The 23,902-nt window shown below is 40.2% G+C and carries 16 protein-coding genes and 1 pseudogene; 10 read left to right on the forward strand and 7 right to left on the reverse strand.

The genetic code is table 11. The features are described 5' to 3' along the window. Positions 1-69: 69 nt before the first annotated feature. From psaB to GJB62_RS18005, 3 genes and pseudogenes are all read left to right on the forward strand, one after another. The gene (gene psaB / locus GJB62_RS17995) at positions 70-2,295 is read left to right on the forward strand and encodes a photosystem I core protein PsaB (RefSeq protein ID WP_114081190.1); all 2,226 of its coding nucleotides are present in this window, start codon (positions 70-72) and stop codon (positions 2,293-2,295) included. Positions 2,296-2,452: 157 nt separating this feature from the next. Next, complete coding sequence (locus GJB62_RS18000) at positions 2,453-2,923, forward strand: transposase (RefSeq protein ID WP_114081189.1); 471 nt, start codon at positions 2,453-2,455, stop codon at positions 2,921-2,923. 81 nt (positions 2,924-3,004) lie between these two features. Beyond that, a pseudogene (locus GJB62_RS18005) lies at positions 3,005-3,173 on the forward strand (DNA methyltransferase); the annotation flags it as partial. A gap of 125 nt (positions 3,174-3,298) precedes the next feature. Here GJB62_RS18005 and GJB62_RS18010 read toward each other — a convergent pair. Beyond that, positions 3,299-3,493, reverse strand: a complete 195-nt coding sequence (locus tag GJB62_RS18010) for a hypothetical protein (protein ID WP_073640193.1) — start codon at positions 3,491-3,493, stop codon at positions 3,299-3,301. A 705-nt stretch (positions 3,494-4,198) separates the two neighbouring features. Here GJB62_RS18010 and GJB62_RS18015 point away from each other — a divergent pair. Both GJB62_RS18015 and GJB62_RS18020 read left to right on the forward strand, forming a co-directional pair. Continuing rightward, positions 4,199-5,254, forward strand: coding sequence for an SGNH/GDSL hydrolase family protein (locus GJB62_RS18015; RefSeq protein WP_114081188.1), 1,056 nt, complete (start codon positions 4,199-4,201; stop codon positions 5,252-5,254). Between the two features lie 61 nt (positions 5,255-5,315). After that, the gene (locus tag GJB62_RS18020) at positions 5,316-5,678 is read left to right on the forward strand and encodes a DUF4864 domain-containing protein (RefSeq protein WP_114081187.1); all 363 of its coding nucleotides are present in this window, start codon (positions 5,316-5,318) and stop codon (positions 5,676-5,678) included. 25 nt (positions 5,679-5,703) lie between these two features. Here the strand turns inward: GJB62_RS18020 and larE are convergent, their stop codons facing one another. Both larE and hrmK read right to left on the reverse strand, forming a co-directional pair. After that, positions 5,704-6,531, reverse strand: a complete 828-nt coding sequence (gene larE / locus GJB62_RS18025; protein WP_181852816.1) for an ATP-dependent sacrificial sulfur transferase LarE — start codon at positions 6,529-6,531, stop codon at positions 5,704-5,706. 231 nt (positions 6,532-6,762) lie between these two features. After that, entirely contained in the window at positions 6,763-8,601 is a 1,839-nt protein-coding gene (gene hrmK / locus GJB62_RS18030; protein WP_114081185.1) for a hybrid histidine kinase/response regulator HrmK, read from the reverse strand. 205 nt (positions 8,602-8,806) lie between these two features. On the opposite strand from hrmK, the gene GJB62_RS18035 reads away from it, so the two are divergent. Then, positions 8,807-9,673: a branched-chain amino acid ABC transporter permease gene (locus tag GJB62_RS18035; protein ID WP_114081184.1), complete on the forward strand. Its 867-nt coding sequence runs from the start codon at positions 8,807-8,809 to the stop codon at positions 9,671-9,673. Positions 9,674-9,694: 21 nt separating this feature from the next. Here the strand turns inward: GJB62_RS18035 and GJB62_RS18040 are convergent, their stop codons facing one another. Continuing rightward, the gene (locus GJB62_RS18040; RefSeq protein WP_012410182.1) at positions 9,695-9,844 is read right to left on the reverse strand and encodes a photosystem I protein PsaX; all 150 of its coding nucleotides are present in this window, start codon (positions 9,842-9,844) and stop codon (positions 9,695-9,697) included. 175 nt (positions 9,845-10,019) lie between these two features. Then, on the reverse strand, positions 10,020-10,922 hold the full coding sequence (gene lipA / locus GJB62_RS18045) for a lipoyl synthase (protein WP_114081244.1): 903 nt from the start codon (positions 10,920-10,922) through the stop codon (positions 10,020-10,022). A 332-nt stretch (positions 10,923-11,254) separates the two neighbouring features. Between lipA and GJB62_RS18050 the strand changes: the two genes are divergently transcribed. Beyond that, the gene (locus GJB62_RS18050; RefSeq protein ID WP_114081183.1) at positions 11,255-11,941 is read left to right on the forward strand and encodes a response regulator; all 687 of its coding nucleotides are present in this window, start codon (positions 11,255-11,257) and stop codon (positions 11,939-11,941) included. A gap of 797 nt (positions 11,942-12,738) precedes the next feature. Continuing rightward, positions 12,739-18,423: an ATP-binding sensor histidine kinase gene (locus GJB62_RS18055; protein WP_114081182.1), complete on the forward strand. Its 5,685-nt coding sequence runs from the start codon at positions 12,739-12,741 to the stop codon at positions 18,421-18,423. A 73-nt stretch (positions 18,424-18,496) separates the two neighbouring features. On the opposite strand, the gene GJB62_RS18060 is transcribed toward GJB62_RS18055, so the two are convergent. Further along, positions 18,497-19,888: a cytochrome P450 gene (locus tag GJB62_RS18060; protein WP_114081181.1), complete on the reverse strand. Its 1,392-nt coding sequence runs from the start codon at positions 19,886-19,888 to the stop codon at positions 18,497-18,499. Between the two features lie 166 nt (positions 19,889-20,054). After that, positions 20,055-21,023, reverse strand: coding sequence for a terpene synthase (locus tag GJB62_RS18065; protein WP_114081180.1), 969 nt, complete (start codon positions 21,021-21,023; stop codon positions 20,055-20,057). 642 nt (positions 21,024-21,665) lie between these two features. Between GJB62_RS18065 and GJB62_RS18070 the strand changes: the two genes are divergently transcribed. Both GJB62_RS18070 and GJB62_RS18075 read left to right on the forward strand, forming a co-directional pair. Continuing rightward, on the forward strand, positions 21,666-22,988 hold the full coding sequence (locus tag GJB62_RS18070; RefSeq protein WP_245245959.1) for a response regulator: 1,323 nt from the start codon (positions 21,666-21,668) through the stop codon (positions 22,986-22,988). Positions 22,989-23,319: 331 nt separating this feature from the next. Further along, on the forward strand, positions 23,320-23,862 hold the full coding sequence (locus tag GJB62_RS18075) for a methanogen output domain 1-containing protein (RefSeq protein ID WP_114081242.1): 543 nt from the start codon (positions 23,320-23,322) through the stop codon (positions 23,860-23,862). Positions 23,863-23,902: the final 40 nt, after the last annotated feature.

Consider the following 23,902-nt stretch of genomic DNA (forward strand, 5'->3'; position numbering starts at 1 on the left):
CAGGACTCAGAACTCAGGACTCTAGACGCTGATATTTGATGGCTAAAGGTCAGAGGATTTATTAAACCTATGGCGACAAAATTTCCGAAATTTAGCCAGGATCTCGCACAGGACCCGACGACTCGTCGGATATGGTATGCGATCGCTACAGGCAACGATTTTGAAACCCATGATGGCATGACGGAAGAAAATCTTTACCAAAAGATTTTCGCAACTCACTTCGGTCACTTGGCAATCATCTTCCTGTGGGCATCCAGCCTCCTGTTCCACGTGGCCTGGCAAGGTAACTTTGAACAGTGGATTAAAGATCCCCTTCACATCCGTCCCATCGCCCATGCGATTTGGGACCCCCACTTTGGTAAACCAGCGATCGAAGCTTTTACCCAAGCGGGCGCTAGCAATCCGGTAAACATTACCTACTCTGGTCTCTACCATTGGTGGTATACCATCGGTATGCGGAATAACGGCGAACTGTACAACGGTTCAGTGTTCTTGCTATTATTCGCTGCTGTATTACTGTTTGCTGGTTGGCTGCACTTGCAACCCAAGTACCGTCCTAGCTTGGCATGGTTTAAGAGCGCTGAACATCGCCTAAACCACCACTTAGCAGGTTTGTTTGGTGTTAGTTCATTGGCTTGGGCTGGTCACTTAATTCACGTTGCTGTCCCCGAAGCTCGCGGTCAGCACGTAGGTTGGGATAACTTCCTGAATACCCCACCCCACCCAGCTGGTTTGACACCATTCTTTACAGGCAACTGGGGTGTTTACTCTCAAAACCCTGACACCCCTGGACATATCTTCGGGACATCACAAGGTGCAGGAACTGCAATTCTGAGTTTCTTGGGTGGTTTCCATCCCCAGACAGAAGCTTTGTGGCTGACTGACATAGCTCATCACCACTTAGCGATCGCAGTTTTATTCATTGTTGCTGGTCACATGTACCGGACAAACTTTGGGATTGGTCACAGTCTCAAAGAAGCATTAAATGCCAAGAGTTTCTTCGGCATTCCTGTTGAAGGCCCGTTCAACCTACCTCACCAAGGTATCTACGACACCTACAACAACTCCCTGCACTTCCAATTGGGTTGGCACTTAGCAGCGCTAGGTGTTGTTACTTCCCTGGTAGCGCAGCACATGTACTCCATGCCTTCCTACGCATTTATTGCGAAGGACTACACAACCCAGGCAGCGTTGTATACGCATCACCAGTATATTGCTGGATTCCTGATGCTTGGTGCTTTTGCTCACGGAGCAATCTTCTGGGTACGTGACTACGACCCAGAACAAAATAAAGGCAACGTACTTGACCGCGTATTGAAGCACAAAGAAGCGATTATTTCCCACCTTAGCTGGGTATCCCTTTTCTTGGGCTTCCACACCCTTGGTTTGTACGTACACAACGACGTAGTAGTTGCTTTCGGTACTCCTGAAAAGCAAATCTTGATTGAGCCAGTATTTGCTCAATTCGTCCAAGCTGCGAACGGTAAAGTACTGTACGGTTTAGATACTTTGCTATCTAACCCAGATAGTATTGCTTACACAGCATGGCCTAACTACGCTAACGTTTGGTTGCCAGGTTGGTTAGATGCCATTAATGCTGGTACTAACTCCCTGTTCTTGACAATTGGCCCTGGCGACTTCTTGGTTCACCATGCGATCGCTCTAGGTCTGCACACCACCACCTTGATCTTGGTCAAAGGTGCTTTGGATGCCCGTGGTTCTAAGCTGATGCCCGATAAAAAGGACTTCGGCTATGCCTTCCCTTGCGACGGCCCCGGTCGTGGCGGTACTTGCGATATCTCAGCATGGGATTCCTTCTACCTCGCTACATTCTGGATGCTCAACACCATTGGTTGGTTGACCTTCTACTGGCATTGGAAACATCTCGGTGTTTGGCAAGGCAACGTAGCTCAGTTCAATGAGAACTCTACATACCTCATGGGCTGGTTCCGCGATTACCTCTGGGCTAACTCTGCTCAGTTGATTAACGGTTATAACCCTTACGGCGTGAATAACCTGTCTGTCTGGGCTTGGATGTTCCTATTTGGACACCTAGTTTGGGCTACTGGCTTCATGTTCTTAATCTCCTGGAGAGGTTACTGGCAAGAGTTGATTGAAACCCTTGTCTGGGCACACGAACGCACTCCTCTGGCTAACCTAGTTCGCTGGAAAGACAAGCCCGTTGCTCTGTCTATTGTTCAAGCTCGTGTAGTTGGTCTAGCTCACTTCACTGTTGGCTACATCGTGACTTACGCCGCGTTCTTGATTGCTTCTACTGCTGGTAAGTTCGGTTAATTCGGCTGCTAGTTTTGTAGATAAGTAATAAAAATCCCCTGCCGCAAGGTGGGGGATTTTTTTGTGGGTTTTGGGTAGGGAGGATGGGAAAAATAAAGAAGGGGGCGGGCAAGATGCCCACCCCACAATAAAAATTACAAATAGTTTTGTATTCTGAATGCAAAAGCCAAAGTTGAAAATTTTTCGGAGAAGATTACCTCATTGGGAGTTAGGTGGGGCAGTTTATTTCATTACTTTTAATACTTGGGAAAAGTTAGAACTTAGCCTAGAAGCTAGAGAAATAGTTTTTAATTCTTGCTTGTTTTTTGATAAAAACAGATATCAAATATTTGTCTTTGTAGTTATGACAAATCATGTGCATCTGCTTATTCAGCCATTAATCAAGTCGGAAAATGAGTTTTGGTCATTGAGTAGCATTATGAAAAGTATTAAAGGTTATAGTGCTAAACAAATTCCCAAAGTGATGAAACATATAGGAACAGTTTGGCAAGACGAAAGATATGACCGTATTGTTAGGAACGATGAAGAGTTTCAACAATATTGGGAATATATCAGACAAAATCCTGTAAAAGCAGGGCTGTCATCAAGCCCAGAAAATTACCCCTTCTTTTGGCAACTCCCTGAATAATCTCAATCATCACATTTCTTGTGGGGTGGGCATCTTGCCCGCCCCTTTGTAGCCTTACATGTCATTAATTTTCTCTATGTTTATTTACGACACTGCAAAGAAGCCAAAATTAGACCCTATCAGCCCGTTATCCTCAAGGGTTTGCTAAGTTTTCATCAAATTCTTAACTGATGAAGCTGATATGGTGTTAGATCCATTTGCAGGTTCTAATACAACTGGGTTTGTTGCTGAAACTTTGCAACGCCAATGAATATCTTTTGAAATTAACGAAATTATGTAATGGGAAGTTGTTATTGTTTTAGCCAATAATCAAATTAAGTAAAGAGTCACGAATGAGGAGTTAAAATTTATAACCCCTAACTCATAACTACTCACTTAAATTTCTCCATTCACCTGCATTTGGTGAACTTGATCGGCTAGCTCCTGACGACCTTGATCGTCTAGTTTATCAATAGCTAACATTCCCATCAGAATCACTTCTTTCAGTGTTAAACGTGTCGAATGTGCCTGTTTTTGCACAATCTCCTTAATAATTGGACTGACACCAATCGCTGTACTAGCTCTAGCCACAGAAGAACAAACACTAATGATTAAGCCTAAATCTTAGCACTTCCAATGAAGTTATTTTCTATAGTTAAAACTTAATTTAAAGGTGTTTCAACTCATACTTCTACAGGCAAACATAAACTTGAAATTATATATACATAACTACAAAAGAAGTACAGAGAATTGCTCTAATACTAAGCAATCTGTATCAAACCCTAAATCATCCCATTAAACCTAAGAGGCAACTTTTGGATGAAAATAAATTTAACTTTTGTTAGATCAACGCAATCTGTATATTTTTTGACTTCACTATAGATGACTTTAGAATTATCCCAAACCAGTTTGAGCGCCTAACTTTTTAAGAGCAAGTTCTTAAACATCAACAATAATAACCTTTTTCTTGCTCAAAAACAGCAGATCATCGTATGATATCAACTAATCGCAAACTTATATACACTTACAATATTTGTGGACACTGAGTTATAAAAAATGGTTGTTTTGTGAAAATAATCCTTTAAGTACCAGTATTTTCGCAAATCAGACTTGTACACCACCGAAAAAACCGTACTTTAAAGAGATCGTAAATTGTCTAAGATAATCTACTCAACACGCTTTACAGAACTATACAGTGTAAATAAGAATAATAACTTAACCGAAGTAAAATTTTCCTGAATACAGGCAATTAATGATGTGATAGGGAAAAGCAGTGAGTAGAGGAGAGAGAAAGCGATGAGGGACCCTTATCTGTTGGCAGCAGGCTTGTTAACAGGATTAGCAATACCAGCATCGGCTCTTCCACATTTGTCGATTGTCCTGCCAGAAAGTTCTAGATTCCTGTGGGATTTAAAACAAGGCTCGCAGACAATAGTAAGTAGACAAATCATCCCCAGCGTTGATCTCTCCTTACCAGAACTCAGTGGGCAAGCGTTCCAACCCCTAAAAAATTCGCAGCCGACGGTAGACGAGAAAAACGTCTCTAGCGTACCCGAACTCAGTAGTGAAGGATTACCAGCCTCAACAGAATCATTAGTCAAACCCAGTGCCCAAGCAGCTGGTATTTCATTGACATCTGGTAATCAACTTTACTACCAAAGATTGGCGGCTCTGAAAACAGGTCAGATTTATACGCGCGTAGATAGTGATAATTTGCAATCTTTGTGGGAGTCGATCAGGAAGCGTCAACTAACTTATGACGACTGGAAAAGTTTATTAGCTTTAGAAGCTAGAGCGATCGCTCAAGGTCAAGGTGCAAATCATCTAAGCATCTTAGTGGGTGATTCTTTGAGCATGTGGTTTCCTAGAGAAAAACTGCCTACGGGGAAATTGTGGCTCAATCAAGGCATCTCTGGAGATACTTCCAGTGGGGTTTTAAAAAGGTTGGGGGCATTTTCGGCAACCCGGCCGGATGTAATTTATGTCATGGCTGGGATTAACGACTTACGAAAAGGCGCGAGTGATGACACAATTTTGCGTAATTATCGCCGGATTGTGCGTCGTTTACGGGATTCTCACCCAAAAGCTCAAATCATTGTCCAATCAATTCTGCCTACTCGCCTAGCAAAACTTTCTAATAGCCGCATTCGTCACATCAACACCCAACTAACCCAAATTGCTAAACAAGAAGGCGCTAATTATCTAAATATTTATAGCTGGTTTACCGATATGGAAGGTAATATGCGTCCAGAGTTGACCACAGATGGTTTGCACCTGTCACAAGAGGGTTATGATGTATGGCGCTCGGCATTACAACAGATAGAATACAAGGTAACTCAGCGTGAAGATTGAGCGATCGCTCGACCCTTAAAGCGATGTCTACGACGGGCTGCGCCTATGCAATTTTAGATTTATGGAAATTACCGACAACGATGCCATCACCATACGTTCTCTAATTGAAAACCAATTGGTAGCCTTTAAAAAGGATGATGCCCAAGGCGCTTTTGCCTTCGCCAGTCCAGGAATTCAGGCGCAATTTGGTACCCCAGAAAATTTTATGCAGATGGTGAAGATAAGTTACCCAGCAGTATACCGTCCTCGCTCTGTCTTTTTTGAGAAGATAACAACCATCCAAAAAAACATAACTCAGCCAGTGCTACTACTTGCTCCTGATGGAGTTCCCTTGAGAGCTTTATATCTTATGGAAAAACAGCCGGATAATGCCTGGAGGATTAACGGCTGCTTTCTAGTTTCTGTAGAAGGTAAAGAAATATAAACTGGATCTCTATAAAACCAAAATTTTATAATTTAACGCCCAAGACTTCTCGATTCAAAATTTGATTCAACTTACCACTGCGATAACCTTCCAAATCCAGAGTTACGTAAAGAAATCCAAAATCCTGAAATACAGAAACTACTTTTTGCAAATCTGTCGTTAACACAAACTCTTTAATTTGTTCTGGTGATAATTCAATGCGTGCTGTATCACCTTCCGATCGCACGCGCAAATTCTGCCAACCCAGCTTTCTTAAGAAAATTTCTGCTCTACCAACTCGTTGTAACTTAGCAACAGTAATCTCTTCACCATAAGGAAACCGGGAACTTAGGCAAGGTTGAGCGGGTTTATCCCACCAAGGTAAACCGAGTTCTTGCGAAAGTTGGCGAACTTCAACTTTGGTGACACCTACTTCAGCTAAAGGCGATCGCGCCCCTCTTTCTTTAGCTGCTTGAATTCCTGGGCGATAATCATGCAAATCATCGGCATTTACCCCATCCACTACGTAGGGATAACCCAACTGCAAAGCTAAAGGTTTGAGAGTGTCGTGCAACTCACTTTTACAAAAATAACAGCGATTAACCGGGTTAGAAGTGTAATTGGGATTTTCCATCTCGTGAGTCTGGACTATTTTATGAGCAATCCCAATAGTTGCGGCTTGAATTTTGGCATCTTCCAACTCTTCTGGTAACAGCGAAGGAGAAACAGCCGTGACAGCCAGAGCGCGATCGCCCAAGGCATCATAAGCAATTTTCGCAACCAAAGTGCTATCAACGCCCCCAGAGTAGGCAATCAATGCCTGATCCATCTCTTCAAATAAGGCTTTTAATTGCTCAAATTTTTCTGTCAGCATCATTTCCCAATCCTACTCAAACCCTATAGCACCCAACCATTTTTATTGTAGTCATTTGTTATGTTATGGGGCATTGGGCATTAGCCTGGATTTATCACAAGTGAGAAATCCAAGGGGTGTGGGAAGTGTGGGAGGTGTGGGAGGATGGGAAAGAAGTCTTACTCCCCACACTCCCCACACTCCTCTTCTCCCTCGCTCCCTGCCCCCTTCTTCCTGCCCCTGCCCCCTGCCTCATATTGGCGGTTTGCTATACTTGGCTACCAGACTAGCTAAAAGTGGTAAATCAATTGGTTTAGAAATATAGTCATTTACTCCAGCTGCTAGACAGGTTTCGCGATCGCCTTTCATCGCCATTGCTGTTTGAACAATTACCGGAATCGTCTGATATTGCTCATGTTCTCGCAGTTGTCGTACCAAGTTAAGACCATTTCCATCTGCCAGATAAACATCCATTAAAATCACTGCTGGATCTAGCTGTGTTAGAGCTTCCCACATCTCAGCAGCATTCTTAACCCAAGTCACCTGATATCCTAATTTCTGTAGATAAATTTGCATCAAATCAGCGTTGGGTAAGTCATTTTCTACCAGCAAAATATCTACAGAAGAATTAGGGGTGAAAGGCAAATGAGATAAGGAGTACTTTGCCTCCCCTGCTCCCCCTGCCTCCCCTGCTTCCTCATCTCCCCCCACTCCCACCTCTTGCTTAAGGGGAAGTAAAAGGGTAAAACGGGAGCCGCCATCTACTTCAGACTCCACTTTCACAGAACCACCATGAATTTGGGCGAGTTTGCGAGTCACTGCTAAACCCAAACCAGTCCCCTCAGCACCACCAGCGACAGCCTTAGCAATTTGGAAATAGGGTTCAAATAATTGAGTCTGGTCTTCTTGAGAGATGCCACTGCCAGTATCCCAAACTGTAAAATGTACAGATCCACCTTTGGGAACAACCTGTAAGCCAACACTTCCTTTGCTGGTGAACTTTAAGGCATTGAAGAGTAAATTCAACAGCATTTGCTTGAGTCGCAAAGAGTCGGCTACTAGGCTTGTGATATCGGGGTCAATTTCTAGGCACAGTCTTAAACCCTTATTAGCGGCTTTCTCTTTCACCAGTGCCAAAACATTGCTACATAGCAGTGGTACATCTACACTTTCCCACTGCACCTCTAGCTGGTTTGCTTCAATTTTTGAAAGATCCAAAATATCATTAATCAGAGCTAGCAAATGCTTGCCGCTAGACTGAATGATATTTAAATACTCCCGTTGACGTTCTATAGTTGGTTCGTACCCTGGAGCTAAAAGCAGATGGGTAAACCCAATAATAGAACTAAGCGGTGTGCGAATTTCGTGGCTGGTGTTTGCCAGAAACTGGTTTTTCAGCTGATTGGTGCGCTCCAATTCTTGATTGGAGTTACTTAACTGTTGATATTGTTGCTGCCAAGATAGGATGTGTCTCAGTTGTACCAAAGCTGTTGTACAGTAGTTGGCAGACCTGGACATCAATTGCGATCTGAGTTGGGCTTTTGATTCTATGAGCGACTCACGATCGCAACTTAGGGGCGCTGCGGCGATAATTAGCCAACCCATAATGCTGCCAGAATCATCAGCTAACCGCCAAGCGCTTGGTGGCTGTTGATTCTCAAGTTGCTGTAAATCTTTGAATTCTATAACCTCTTGCAATCGCAACAGCAGCTTTTTTTCTGCTGTCAGCACATCTACAAATAAAGGTTGTGAGTTTTGAGATGGAGAACGAGAAACATAGCAAACTGTGGCTACATTTTCTTGTGGTTGAAACATAGCAATGCCGACGGCATAATCTGTAAGTGCCAGATTAGTGCTGTTCATTACACTGTTAATCTCGTTAACCACAGCTTGGAGAACTTCTGATTCTGCGACTTCTGCCTGTAGGACATTGTTACAAGCAGAAAGCAGATAATGATTTAGGCGACTTTGCAACTGGTTCAAGCTGCTCTCCAGCCACAACTTGGCGCGAAGTTGCTGAATTGTTGTCAAAAGTTTTGGCGTTGCATCTATCTGTGAGTTTTGGTCTGGTAAGCTTGAGTACTGCTGCATGGTCAACTAGACCGCTTAACAAATTTAGCTTCACATAAAAATCCAAAAAGGATTTTATGTATATTAGCGGACAATTCTTTTTTATTTATAAACCATAACTTATGTTGTTATAAACCATAACTTATGATGTCGAATTTAGCAGCTAGTCCAAAAAAATTATTATCTGAACCACTGACCTAAAATTTGTTAAAGCAACTTAAGACTTATGGATACACAATTCGCCCAACTAATCGTCAATGGGATTGCGGTAGGGAGCATTATTGCTCTAGCCGCAGTCGGACTGACTCTTACTTATGGAATTTTACGGTTATCTAACTTTGCTCATGGTGACTTTTTAACTTTAGGAGCCTATCTCACCTGGCTAATCAATAGTATTGGAGTTAATATTTGGCTGTCAATGATCCTGGCGGCGGCGGGAACAGTAGCAGCAATGCTGTTATCGGAAAAGTTATTGTGGTCAAAGATGCGCTCTATCCGTGCTACTTCCACTACGCTGATTATTATTTCTATCGGGCTTGCCTTATTTCTTCGCAATGGGATTATTTTTATCTGGGGTGGCAAGAACCAAAACTATAATTTACCTGTCACCACAGCTTTAGATATTTTTGGTTTAAAAGTACCGCAAAATCAATTATTGGTATTGGGGTTAGCGATACTAGCAATTTTCGCGCTGCATTACCTGCTGCAAAATACCAAAATTGGTAAAGCGATGCGAGCAGTTGCTGACGATCTGGACTTAGCCAGGGTTTCAGGTATTAATGTTGACCGAGTAATTTTCTGGACTTGGCTAATTGCTGGCACTCTTACGTCATTGGGAGGCAGTATGTATGGGTTGATTACAGCCGTGCGTCCTAATATGGGGTGGTTCTTAATTTTACCGTTATTTGCCTCAGTGATTCTTGGGGGGATTGGCAACCCTTATGGTGCGATCGCAGCAGCTTTTATCATTGGCATTGTCCAAGAAATTAGCACCCCCTGGCTGGGTTCACAGTATAAACAGGGTGTAGCACTATTAATCATGATTTTGGTGCTGCTCATTCGTCCCAAAGGTTTATTCAAAGGAACGATTTGAGCAGCACCATTCCACTTCTAACTACTCAATAATGTGGAAATAGTACGCCGCTACCAAGAAATTGATAGCTAGCAAGAATATTGCCCAGCCTGTGCGATAGGCGTAGGGAGGTTTTGCTCCACTGTCGGCAACTGCGGAATTTGCAGGATTCTTCGTTGTTTTAGCAGTCATAATGCGATTCTCCTAATTGTCATGACTTTTTAAGAAATACCAAACTGGCGTACCAAATACCCAAATTCTTTAAGAATATTTGTGTGAATTTGGAAATTGGATTAGGGGGAGAGGTGACAGGTGACAGGTGACAGGGAATAATCTGTACCCTGTACCCTGTACCCTATTCCCTTCTTCACTCCTCTCCAGCATGATAGGAACTGCGAACCAGAGGCCCAGAACGGACATGGTTGAATCCCATTTCCCATGCTAATCTGCCAAGTTGAGCGAATTCCTCTGGAGTCCAATATTTTTGGACTGGGAGATGTTCAAGAGTTGGACGCATATACTGCCCAATAGTCAAGCGATCGCACCCCACAGCCCTTAAATCAGCCATTGCTTCGACAACTTCATCAAGTGTTTCGCCATGTCCCAGCATCAAACCTGATTTGGTAGGAATTGTCGAATCGATTTCTTTAACCATAGCAAGTACCAAAAGCGAGCGATCGTATTTGGCTCCCCGGCGCACTGGTCCAGTTAACCGCCGCACTGTCTCGATATTGTGATTGAAACAAGCTGGTTTGGCTTCTACAATCATCGCTATGCGTTGGCGTTGACCTGATTCTCCAACACCTGCACCGCCCCAAAAATCTGGGGTCAGCACTTCAATTTGAGTCTCTGGGTTTAACTGACGGATAGTAGCGATCGTCTCTACAAAGTGACCTGCGCCCTGGTCGGGCAAGTCATCACGGGCGACAGAAGTCAGCACTACATAACGCAATCCTAAAAGCTGTACTGCCTGTGCAACCTTTTGGGGTTCCTCTAAATCAAGAGGCATCGGTGCATGACCTTTATCTACTTGACAAAAAGCACAAGAGCGTGTGCAAGTAGGCCCCATTAGCAAGAAAGTTGCAGTTTTTTGGGCATAGCACTCTCCCCGGTTGGGACAGCGGCCTTCTTCGCAAATTGTGTGGATTTGGCGCTGCTTAATAATGCGTTGTACGGTAGAGATTTCACTGGCTTTACCGATAGGGCGACGTAACCAGCTAGGCATTGCCGCAATTTCAGACTTTAGTTCGGCTTGTTGTGACGAAATCATAGACATCCAAGCAAGATACGGATATAAAGTAGTGGTCTTTCAATGGACAAATGATAGACAAGAATAGACGCAGAAAACGGTCTTAATATCTCCGTGTCTCCGTGTCCTTATATGCTTTATGCCTTAGAACAAAGCTAAAGCCTTAAATATCACCATGACATAAATCGAAAAGAGCGCCAGCAAAAGTTTTACAAAACACCTCTAGCAATGTCATTTATACCGAAATATACTATCCCCCAATTGCTAGAAATTTTGTATATAGTGGGAGGATTCTCAAGGACAATCGGCAAAGCCGCTATTTACACTTAAAGTTTCTGTTAGAGCAAACAGTCGTGGCAAGCAACAAGATTTTAGTTATCGATGACACTACAGTTGTCAGGGTAAAAGTACGAGAAATGTTGCCTCCGGGCAATTTTGAGGTACTGGAAGCAAAAGACGGTTTAGAAGGACTAAATTTCATTCTTCAGGAAAAACTCAGCCTGATTATGCTGGATTTTCTGTTGCCTAAAATGAGTGGCTGGGAGGTTTTCCAGAAAGTTCAAGCCGATCCGGAATTAAGGAAAATTCCTTTGGTGATCATGTCTGGTCGCAAGGAAGAAGTAACCGAGAAAATCACAGAACCCTTTGAATACTTTGAATTTCTGGGTAAGCCTTTCGATCAGAAGCAACTAATTAACGCAATTAAGTTAGCTATGACTAAGGCGAAACTGCCGCGCCCAGAATTAGTAGCAGTCGGAGCAGGGGTTGCTGTTAAAAATAGCACAGTTGCAACTTCTAGTGTTGCAACTGCTACGGTAGCAGCCCCTAGCGTCGCAAATACTGCTACGGTAGCAACTCCTACTGTTGCCAATAGTGCGATGCCTACGGCGGCAAGCAACGCAACCCCTACTGCCAAAGGAGTCTCTGAGGCAGAAATTAATGCGTTGAACGAGAAAATTGTCAAAATGCAAGCTGAAATCGATGGCTTGAAGAAACAGCTAACTCAAGTTGTTACCTTTATTAAACAAAAAATAAAGTAGCATTTGTGTTCATTATTATTATCGCAGCCGAAATACCCGGTTCATCATACTGGGTGTCAGATTAAAAGCGGGTAAAAATAGTTAATTCAAAAATACTTATCTTGACAAACCATCGTTGACAACAAAATTCAAAAATAGGAAAAAACTACATATAGGGGTAATTCATGAATTACCTCTATATTTAATTTTGTGTAAGTTTTATAGGTGCATTTTCAAAAATAAATATAGCAATCCGATTTGATTTCTGTTCGCGCAGCGTGGCGTAGCTATAATTATTTGCGTGGTGCGCGTTCGCGGAGCGTGTCGCAGACAAGCCTCTCGCAGAGAAGCGCAGCGCAAGCGCGAGAGGCAGGCAATAGTCAAGAAGGCTCTTTGAGCTATACTGATTTTTTTCAATAATCAAATATGAGTCCTATAGTATCAGTTGTTAGTCTACTGAAACAGTTCTAGACCAACTAAACCTGCCGTAGTTTGTTCTTAATCTAAGAAAAACGGCAGGCTTTTTATTGCTTAGTCTCTCATATACAATCTGCTTCAGAACTTGATAAATAACCTACAGATAGAAACCAGTAATACGGAACATTTGCCAGATAAAGCTAGTAAAAATATTTTTACTAGCTTATGTTTTTATACGCAAATTAGTTTCTTGAAAATCACATAATTCCAGAGAAGATATTTCTTCAAAAATTATTTTTATTAATACAAATTAAACAAATGAAATTATTATTTCATGATAATGATAGCCTTCGCACGGGAATACTAAGACATAGAAACAAGAATTATGAGCATATTCCGCAATGTTAGTAGTATTAGATACATTATATGCGTTTCCTGGCTATCACATCACCGAGCAAATATACTCAGGTAGTAAAACTCTAGTTTATCGGGGCATTAGAGAACAAGACCAAAAACCAGTCGTTCTCAAATTAATGCGGAATGAATATCCTACGTTCGCGGAAATCGCCCAGTTCCGCAATCAGTATATCATCACCAAAAACCTCGATATTCCTGGCATACTCAAAACCTATAGCCTAGAAAGCTACCGTAACAGCTACATCTTAGTGATGGAAGATTTTGGTGGCATTTCCCTGCAAGACTGGCGAATAGAGAACAAGGAAAAGAAGGAAAACTGTCTTTCTCTCAATGAGTTTTTCAACATTGCGATTAAAATTGCTTCTACCCTTGAGGGACTACATCGCGATCGCATCATTCACAAAGACATCAAGCCTGCCAATATCCTAATAAACCCTACCACCGATGAAGTAAAAATCATCGACTTTAGCATTGCCACCCTCCTACCAAGAGAAATTCAATTTCTCACGAATCCCAACATCTTAGAAGGTACTCTGGCTTACATTTCTCCAGAACAAACTGGAAGGATGAACCGGGGTATCGACTACCGGACTGATTTTTATTCCCTTGGTATTACCTTCTTTCAACTCCTCACTGGACAGTTACCCTTCACGACTAAAGATCCGATGGAGTTAGTTTACTCTCATATCGCTAAACAACCGCTAAAAGCCAGCCGAATTAATTCTAAGATTCCGGCAATTTTGTCTGAAATGATCGGTAAACTAATGGCGAAAAATGCCGAAGATCGCTATCAGAGTGCTTTGGGGTTAAAGCATGACTTGGAGGTGTGCCAAAAGCAGTGGCAAGAAACAGGAAATATTGCACCCTTTGAAGTAGGCATGAGGGACATCTCAGACCGTTTCGTAATCCCTGAAAAACTCTATGGTCGCCAAGGTGAAGTTGAAACCCTACTCGCTGCTTTTAAGCGTGTAACAGAAGGGGCAACAGAAATGATATTAGTCGCGGGTTTCTCTGGTATTGGCAAAACTGCTGTGGTCAATGAAGTCCACAAACCGATTGTGCGACAGCGTAGTTACTTCATCAAAGGAAAGTTTGACCAGTTTCAACGTGACATTCCCTTATCAGGATTGGTACAAGCTTTTAGAGATTTAATCGGGCAACTACTTTCAGAAACTGATGCCCAAATTCAACAATGGAAAGTCAAAATTCTGCGGGAATTGGGTACACAAACTCAGGTAATTATCGATGTAATCCCTGAACTCGAACAAATTGTTGGTAAGCAACCTCCGGTTACAGAACTCTCTGGCAGTGCTGCCCAAAATCGTTTCAATTTATTGTTTCAAAAATTCATTCAAATCTTCACAACTAAAGAACATCCCCTAGTTATCTTTCTTGATGACTTGCAATGGGCAGATACAGCATCTTTAAAAATAATTCAGTTACTAATGTGTGAAAGTATTTCATCTTCTTTGGCAAGGAATGCAGAAGACACACATGAGAATCAGGGAGGTTTGTTGTTAATTGGTTCTTATCGAGACAATGAAGTTTTCAAAGTAGACCCGCTTTATTTGACACTACAGGAAATTGAAAAAGCCGGAGCAGCTATTAATACAATCACCTTAGCGCCTTTAAATCAGGGTGATTTAAATCATTTCATTGCTGATACTCTGCATTGCGCTGAAGTAGTCGCAGTCCCTCTTACCCAGATGGTATTTGCCAAAACGAAAGGCAACCCATTTTTTTCAGTCCAATTCCTCAAGTCTTTACATGATGATGGGCTAATTGTATTAAACTTTGATGTTGGTCATTGGCAGTATGATGTTTCAAAAATCAAAGAATTGGCTCTCACAGATGATGTAGTAGAATTTATTGCCCTACAAATAGAGAAATTGCCAATATATACCCAAAAGGTTTTGAAACTAGCTGCCTGTATTGGTAATCAATTTGAATTAAATAGTCTAGCGATCGTCAACGAAAAATCTGTAGTAGATACAGCATCAGATTTGTGGCAAGCATTACTTGAGGGACTAATCTTACCACAGACTGAAAATTACAACATCTTTGCGAAAGAAAATACTAATCAAGAATTCATTGTTCATGGAATAGAATCCATAGAATTTTCTAGTTCTAATTTACAGCTACCTAAATATAAATTCGTACATGATCGGGTGCAGCAAGCAGCTTATTCTTTGATTCCTGAAGAACAAAAAAAGCCAATTCACTTAAAAATTGGACTACTGTTATTGAACAATATTTCTGTTGCAGAACAGGAAGAAAAGATTTTTGAGCTTGTCAATCAGTTAAATATCGCAGTGGAATTCATCTCTCCTCAAACAAAACGAGATGAACTAGCCCAGATGAATCTAACTGCTGGACGTAAAGCTTTAGCATCAACAGCTTATCCTGCTGCCCTTAAGTATTTAACTACTGGTATCCAACTGCTCACAGGTGATAGTTGGGATACTAAACATCATCTTACCCTAGCTTTATATGAGACTGCGACAGAGGCAGCATATCTAGCTGGCAACTTTGAACAGATGGAACAATTAGCAGAAGTGGTATTGCTCCGTGAAACACTACTAGAAAAAGTAAAAGTTTATGAAGTCAAAATTCAGGCTTATGGGGCACAGAACCAAGCACTAGAGGCTGTAAATACTGCCCTAACCTTTTTGAAATTTTTGGGAGTGGAGTTTCCTGAACATCCAAGTCAGTCTGATGTTCAGTTAGCAATGGCAGAATTAACATTAAATCTAAATGGTAGGCCCATTGAGGACTTAATTAATCTACCGGAAATGATAGAAACTCAGGCTCTAGCAATAATGCGTATAATATCTACTGCAATCTCTGTCACTTATGCAGTTGCACCTGAATTGTTTCCGCTCATTGTTCTGAAACAAATCGAATTATCGCTCAAATATGGGAATGCACCCTTATCTGCCTTTGGTTATAGTAATTACGGCTTAATACTGAGTGGTTTAGTAGGAGATATTGAGTCTAGCTATCAATTTGGGAAACTGGCTGCAACTTTGGTGGATAAGTTCAATGCTAAAGAAGTTAAAGCTAAGATAATGCTTGTATTTTATACAAGCATCTGGCATTGGAAGCAACACACTAGACTAATATTAAAACCTTTATTGGAGGCTTACTCTGCTGGAATAGAAATAGGAGATTTAGAATATACAGCCTATTATCTTAATGCTTATTCCTACTCTTCATATTTCATTGGTAAAGAACTCTCAGGGCTAGAATGTGAGATTGCAACTTACAGCCATATCATCAGACAGATTAACCAAAAAACAATCTTTAACTGGATTAATATCCACAGACAGTCTGTCTTAAATTTACTAGGAAATGTAGAAAATCCCTGTCATTTAATTGGTGAAGCTTATGACGAAGTAAAAATGCTACCGCTTTACCTTGATGCCAATGATGTCATGGGAGTTTTCTATTTATATGTAAGTAAACTACATCTCTGTTACTTATTTCATGAATATCCTTCGGCTTTGGAAAATGCTACTTTAGCAGAAAAATATTTACTGGGTGGAATCGGACAGCAAGTGACTCCTATTTTCTACTTGTATGATTCATTAGCACGACTAGCTGTATACGCTGATGTATCAGATTCTGAGCAAAAGTGTATTCTGAATAAAGTTCAAGCGAATCAGCAAAAAATGGAGCATTGGGCGTATCATGCTCCGATGAATTATTTACACAAATATTATCTTGTAGAGGCTGAACAGTATCGGATTGGTGGTCAATATCTTGAAGCAATGGAATTCTACGATCGCGCTATTCTCCTTGCCAAAGAACATGAGTATATTAATGAAGAAGCCATCGCTCAAGAACTTACCGCCAAATTTTATTTAGAATGGGGTAAACATAAGATAGCCCAAACCTATCTAACAGATGCTTATTATAGCTACGTTCGCTGGGGAGCATTAGCCAAAGTTGATGATTTGGCAAAACGCTATCCTCAATTACTGGCTTCTATATTTCAGCAAGAAAAAGTAAGTATCAAGTCTAGTGAGGAAAACACCTCTTTCAATAACACATCTATATCATCTCTATCTACTCTGAGTAATCATCAAACTGTTATTGGCTCGAAGACAAGTATTTCTGACTCTTTGGATTTAGCCGCATTCATTAAAGCATCTCAAGCACTCTCTGGGGAAATCGAGCTTGAGCGACTACTTTCTACGTTGATGGAAGTTGTGATGGAGAATGCAGGAGCTTCTAAATGCGCTTTAATTTTGAGCGAAGGTGATAACTTAGCATTAACTGTCACGGCGGTTTGTTCAAGTTCTAACTTTGAGCAAACCTACACTGAGTTTCCATCAACTTCGCTTGAGTCAAGCTACGATGTTCCCATTACTCTGATTAACTACGTTAAACGCTCTAGAGAAATATTTGTTATAGATGATGCAAGGGCTGTTTCTTTTCTAGCAAGTGATAATTACATTATTAGCGAAGAGCCTAAGAGTTTGTTGTCTATACCTCTTCTAAATCAAGGTAAATTGATTGGGATTATTTATCTGGAAAATAATCTGACAACAGGAGCATTTACACGCGATCGCGTAGAAGTACTCAAACTCCTCACCACTCAAGCAGCAATATGCTTAGAGAATGCTATCCTCTACAAAAATTTGGCCCAAGCAAAAGAAAGCTTGGAGGAATACAACCATAACTTAGAAGAAAAAGTCCAGGAAAGAACGCAGGAACTCAACGACAAAAATAACTGTTTACAAGAGACTCTACAGGAATTACAGCGTACCCAAATTCAATTGATTCAAAGTGAAAAAATGTCTTCTCTAGGACAAATGGTTGCTGGTATTGCTCATGAAATAAATAACCCTATTAACTTTATTCATGGCAATATTAATCATGCGGGTGAGTATGTCCAAGACTTGCTTGATTTGCTAGTTGTTTATCAGCAGGAATATCCCCATTCTTCACCTTTAGTTAAGGAAAAACATGAGGAGATTGATATAGATTTCCTAGCAGAAGACTTGCCAAAAATTTTAGATTCAATGAAAATGGGGAGTTCGCGTATCCGAAATATTGTTTTGGGCTTACGCAACTTTTCTCGTCTAGATGAATCTGAGATGAAGCCTGTAGATGTTCATGAGGGAATAGACAACAGCTTAATGATTTTGCAACACCGACTTAAAGAAAATAGCAATTTTCCTGAAATTGAAGTCATTAAAGAATACGGAAAATTACCAGAAGTTATTTGTTATCCTGGTCAACTCAATCAGGTATTTATGAATATTCTTAGTAATGCAATTGATGCTTTAGAAGAGTCATTTATCATTGGTCATCCATCATTGATAAATGGTAAAGAACAAATAACAAAGAACATAAACGCATCAGTGACTTCTGATATGGTAAGACAAATTCACATCTTTACTGAGCTAACAGATTCTAATACGGCGATAATTCGGATTGCCGATAACGGTTCTGGTATGACAAAAGCGGTGCAGCAGAAAATTTTTGACCCATTTTTTACAACCAAGCCAGTAGGAAATGGTACGGGTTTGGGGTTGTCGATTAGTTATCAGATTATTGTGGACAAACACAAGGGTAGTTTAACCTGTGATTCTACGCCAGGAGAGGGAAGTGAGTTCGTGATTGAGATCCCTATGCAACAGTCAGATATCTATACTAAGTAGGTCTGATAATTAAAGATTTGTAGTAAGCACTAAAGTGCTTACTACAAACCCTAAAAACTATCTTGACAAAGTACTAGCTTATTGGTTTAGTTGTCATGTTTATTAAAGACTCTTGCCGCACACGTCGCCCTGTAATTACCATCTTGACTCCACTGGCTGGCGCAAGGGTAAAACCTCGGCGCTGAGGCTGCTCTGGCCGACGATCAACTAACGCTAAGTGATAGTGTGACAAGACGGTTGCTAATACTAGCTTCATTTGAAACATAGCCAAAGCCTCGCCAATACAACGACGGACACCGCCACCAAAGGGCAGAAATTCATAGGGAGAAAATTGACGTTCAATAAAGCGCTCTGGTTGAAAATCTTTGGACTGAGGATATAAATCCTCTCGATGATGAGTAAGATAAATACTGGGAAGCAGTACAGTTCCAGGCTCTAAAGAATGTCCCAATAATTCAACGGGTTCTTGCACTACCCTGGGAAAAGAGAACATTACAACAGGGTAAATTCGCAAGGTTTCATTGCAAATAGCTGTGAGATATGGGAGTCGGCAAATGCTCATAGGGTCTGGGGAATCACCTAGAGTGTCCAGTTCTTGCAGCAGTTTTTCACGGACTAGAGGCTTTTGGTGAATGCAGTACAATCCCCAAGCCATTGCCGATGCCGTAGTTTCATAACCAGTAAGTATTAGGGTTATTAATTGATCGCGCAACTCCTGATCGGTCATTTGTTCGCCCACTTCATCTCGATATGATATCAGCAAGGAGAGGATATCCATGCATTCTGGATCTAGTTTTTGTCGGCGTTCGGCGATTTCAGAGTAGAGCAATTCATCAATTGCTTGCCGAACGTGCAGAAATTTTCCCCAAGGACTCCAAACTCCTAAATCTTTTTGCAAGGATGAGAAAAAAAATGAGATAGAAGTCAAAGGTGAGCGAAAAACATCCATCAGCAACGGTAGCAGATGCTTAAATTGTTGAAATCTTTCTCCCTCACATAAACCAAAGACAGTCTTCAATATGACTCGTAGGGATATTTCCTGTGTTAAATTACGAGCTAAGAAGGGCTTATCTTGGGGTAACTGACTAAAGACTTGTTCAGTCAGATTACAAATTAGCCGACTGTAAGCTTGGATACGTTCTCCATGAAAGGATGGCATGAGCAGTTGTCGCTGCCGTTTATGGCTATTGCCCTCTAGTATGACAACTGAATACTCTCCGATAAGAGGTTGTGTAATTCTGTTCGTCTCACCAACAGCAACAAATTTCTTTCTATCATTAGTTAAAATTTCCTGGATTGCCTGGGGATGGTTCACAAAAACTACAGTATCCCCAAAACCAATTATCTTGGCAGTGAAAATATCAGGATATTGCTGGGCTGCATTTTCCATATATCCCACAGGGTCACTAACCCAATGAAGCTTTTGTACTAAAGAGGGAGTTTTGATAAGATTGGGTAATGGCATTTTATTTTTTATAATTTGATCGAGTTGAGCTTATAAATTCACCATATTGTGATTTAGCATTAATAAAATTAAGTATGAATCTGCAATCATTTAATTCATAAATTTTTCTGTAAAGGCAATTCATAAATTGCCTTTAAAAAAATCATACTCACAATCAGCAACACATCTAATTTTGTGTTAGTTCCAGTCCTTCTAGACTCTGATAACGACCGGTCTGAGAATACCAATCATGGTTACTACGTATCCAGTAGTGCATTCCTAATATAAATTTTGCAGCATCAGGATCTGCTTCTTCTCGAAAATTTGGAATAGATGTTTCTAAATCCATCATTTTTTGTACGGCTGTATTGTGAATCTCTGCTACACGATCAAATGCCTCGTTTAGAGGAATTTTAAATTGTTTATGCAGTACCAATACTAAATTATTAACATCGCCATTTGAAATTTCTCTAGATGCAGAAAAAATATCATTACAACAAGCAATAATATGTCCTGTAAGAAATTGCATTTGGAGAATTTTTTCATCTTTTCGTAAAAAATTAGGAATCCTCAAATTATGGCAAAACTCAGTTATTGCTAGAAAAGCATCGACACCTACACTTGATTTACGTATCATCATATAAGTGTCAAGGTCTGGTACGATTCCCTGTGTGCGGATGGTTGCTTCTTCAACACATCCCTGTAACCATTTCTCAAGGCTAGAGATGAAATGATTGAACCATGTTAAGCTACCTTTCGCAAGCGTCCTCTCTCTTAGGTTACTTAAGGCAAAAGTCAAGGCTATATCTTGGTTTGTAACTTCTGCTCCGTTTAATATTTCCAGAAATCTCTGATGAAAAAGTTTTAGAACTTCAGGTTTTTTTCCTAAATCTGATAGATCGCATTGATCATCCCAAATAAACACCCAACTCAGCCAGTCATGTGCAATCTTCAATTCTTCAATATTGCTGTAAGGATAAGCAGATGCAGCTAATAAAAAGAATTTAGACTTGCAAAAACGCTTATAAGTTGATTCATTGGAAAGTAGATTGAAGCGAAGTACCCATTCAAGAGAGTAATCTTCTAGAATATCAACATACTTATTAGTCTGGGATGGAAATGGGCAGTATAAATTATGGGAAAGTAATTGATTCATAAAAAATAGATTGGTTAGAATTAACGAACATAAATTACAAAAGAAGAAGATTAACAGACTCATAGAGAACCTATGAAAATCTTTTTGAAAATAATTCACTTTAAGACCATACGCTCCACAGTATGGAAATGATATTTACGTTGCTTTGAGTGGTGCGTAAATCTATCTGAATATTTCAAAACTTAAGCAGTATTGTTAAACTTTCTTTGAAAGAAGATAACAGTAATTACACGTAATTATATTTTTTCTTATAAAAATAGCAATATCAGAGTCTATTCACAATAAATACTGTTGACTAACTGAAAAAAATAACTTATTGCATCAACTAAATTGTTCTGGAATAGCACAATTTTATAAAAAGGCAAGGGTAATAATGACTAATTTTAGAGCGATCGCCTTCATGAAAGAGGAGTTTCGACTCTAGTGAAAGTGCAGATTTGTAGTTGATGTCCATGTTGGAGCGATCGCTCCTGTAGTTGCATAGAGCAATTTGGCGTGAGAATGTTGCTGTTATCAGAGTTTTTGGGAACTATATGGTTGTCAGAGGATAAATTTGCCAGTCAGTCTGCAAAATAGAGGTGACTTAGCTGCGATCGCAGGTAATAGTAAACAATAAACAAGGAGTTAACTTAATTTAAATACATGAATTACAAGCCATATCTACAAATGCTTAATCTCCCAGAAGATAGTTTAATTTTAGTGGTGGATGATACCACTACAAACTTAGAAATTGTCTTCGGTATATTAACGAATGTCGGCTTTAAAGTTGTTACAGAAAACAATGGAAAGAGGGCAGTTCAACAGGCTGAAGATATACTGCCTGACTTAATTCTCTTAGATGTAATGATGCCAGGAATAGATGGATTTGAAACCTGTCAAAAGCTGAAAGAAAATTCAGTTACTTGTGATATTCCAGTAATTTTCATGACAGCTAACTCTGATACTAATAGTAAAGTGAAGGGTCTAAGTATAGGCGCAGTTGATTATATTACTAAACCCTTTCATGAAGAAGAGTTACTCGCTAGAATTAAAACCCATCTACAATTACGAAATCTCACAAAAACTTTAGAGAAACGAGTTGCAGAAAGGACAGCAGCTTTGTCTAGAGCATTAAAAGACCTACAAGAGTCTCAACTTCAGCTTGTACAGACAGAAAAAATGTCTGCTCTTGGTCAATTAGTAGCAGGAGTTGCTCATGAAATTAATAATCCAGTTGGTTTTATTCATGGCAATCTCGGACACGCTTCAGTATATTTCCAAGATATGGCTAATATTATTAACCTCTATCAGCAGTACTATCCCAATCCAGTACCAGAAATTCAAGAGGAAATTGCAGGGGTAGATTTGAAGTATATACTTTCTGATCTACCTAGCTTAATTTCTTCAATGAAAGAGGGTGTGCAGCGCATTCGTAATATTAGTACTAGTCTGAGAATTTTTTCTCGTGCAGATAGCGATCGCAAAGTTTCTTGCAACATTCATGATGGCATTGACAGCACAATCATGATTCTCAAACACCGCTTAAAAGCATCCGAGGCTCGACCCGATATTAAAATAGTTAAAAGTTACGATATTTTGCCAGATTTAGAATGCTTTATCGGACAGTTAAATCAGGTATTTATGAATTTATTAGCTAATGCTATTGATGCTTTAGAGGAGTCTAATATAGGACGAACTTATATTGAAATTGAAGCAAATCCTAATGAAATTCTGATTCAGACTACTCTTACCGAAGACAATAATTATATTTTAATTCGGATTAAAGATAATGGGGTAGGGATGTCGGCTGATGTCCAGGAAAAAATCTTTGACCATTTATTCACCACTAAGTCTGTGGGTCAAGGTACAGGATTAGGATTATCAATTGCTCGCCATATTGTTGTCGAAAAACATGGAGGAACCCTGGAGGTAAATTCAGGACTAGGAAACGGTTCAGAATTTATTATTAAACTTCCCGTTTCCTAATCATACTAAGTGCTATTATCGGAACCTTTATGTTTAAAACAGTAGTAGGTCACGGTAACAATCCAGATTCTCTATCAGCAGTTGAAGAAGTTCTTCAGCAATGTGTTAGTTCCCTTGGAGGAGTCTATCAATTATTCAAATTAATATTAGTTAAAATAAATGTTCAATGTAGAATCAGGTGATCGTGACCGAATAAATTGTGATCGCTATCACAATTTATTATAAACACAAGCAAGCACCAAATCTTCTAAAGAAAGTTATCAAGCAGTTACTTTATGGTCATTTTGGGGAACTCTATAACTGTAGTTCCCAAATTGTATGCTTAAAATTTATGACCAATGCACTTAATCATTCCATAGCTACGCTTAATCTTTCTTTAGAACGCGATATATTTTTACGTACACTCATCAGAGAATTATCTGGCACTTTGCAGGATGTAGTTGGCTTAGAAGAAGCTTCTGGATTTATTAGCGTAGTTGGTGAAAGGATGGCTACGCAGCTTGACCAAGATTACAAATCTGCTCTGGAAGTCTCCAAACTCTCTCGTAAGCAGGTCGCTGATGTCTTGATTGATTTAAAAAAACGCATTCAGGGCGATTTTTATGTTGTTGAGCAGGATGATGAAAAAATTGTCTTTGGCAACCGCGTCTGCCCATTTGGGGAAAAAGTGCTTAATCGCCCTGCCATGTGTATGATGACTTCAAACGTCTTTGGGACGATCGCAGCGAATAATCTGGGATATGCGAAAGTAGAATTGCAAGAAACAATAGCACAGGGTGCTTCTGGATGCAAAGTTATTGTTTACTTAAAATTTACAGAAGAGGCAGAAGATGCAGAAGGTCGAGAATACTTTAGGGGACTAGAATCTGTATAAACTCTTCATCATTAACCTAACCATAGGATACAAGCTTGAG

Source organism: Nostoc sp. ATCC 53789 (genome assembly GCF_009873495.1).
Lineage (GTDB): Bacteria > Cyanobacteriota > Cyanobacteriia > Cyanobacteriales > Nostocaceae > Nostoc > Nostoc muscorum_A.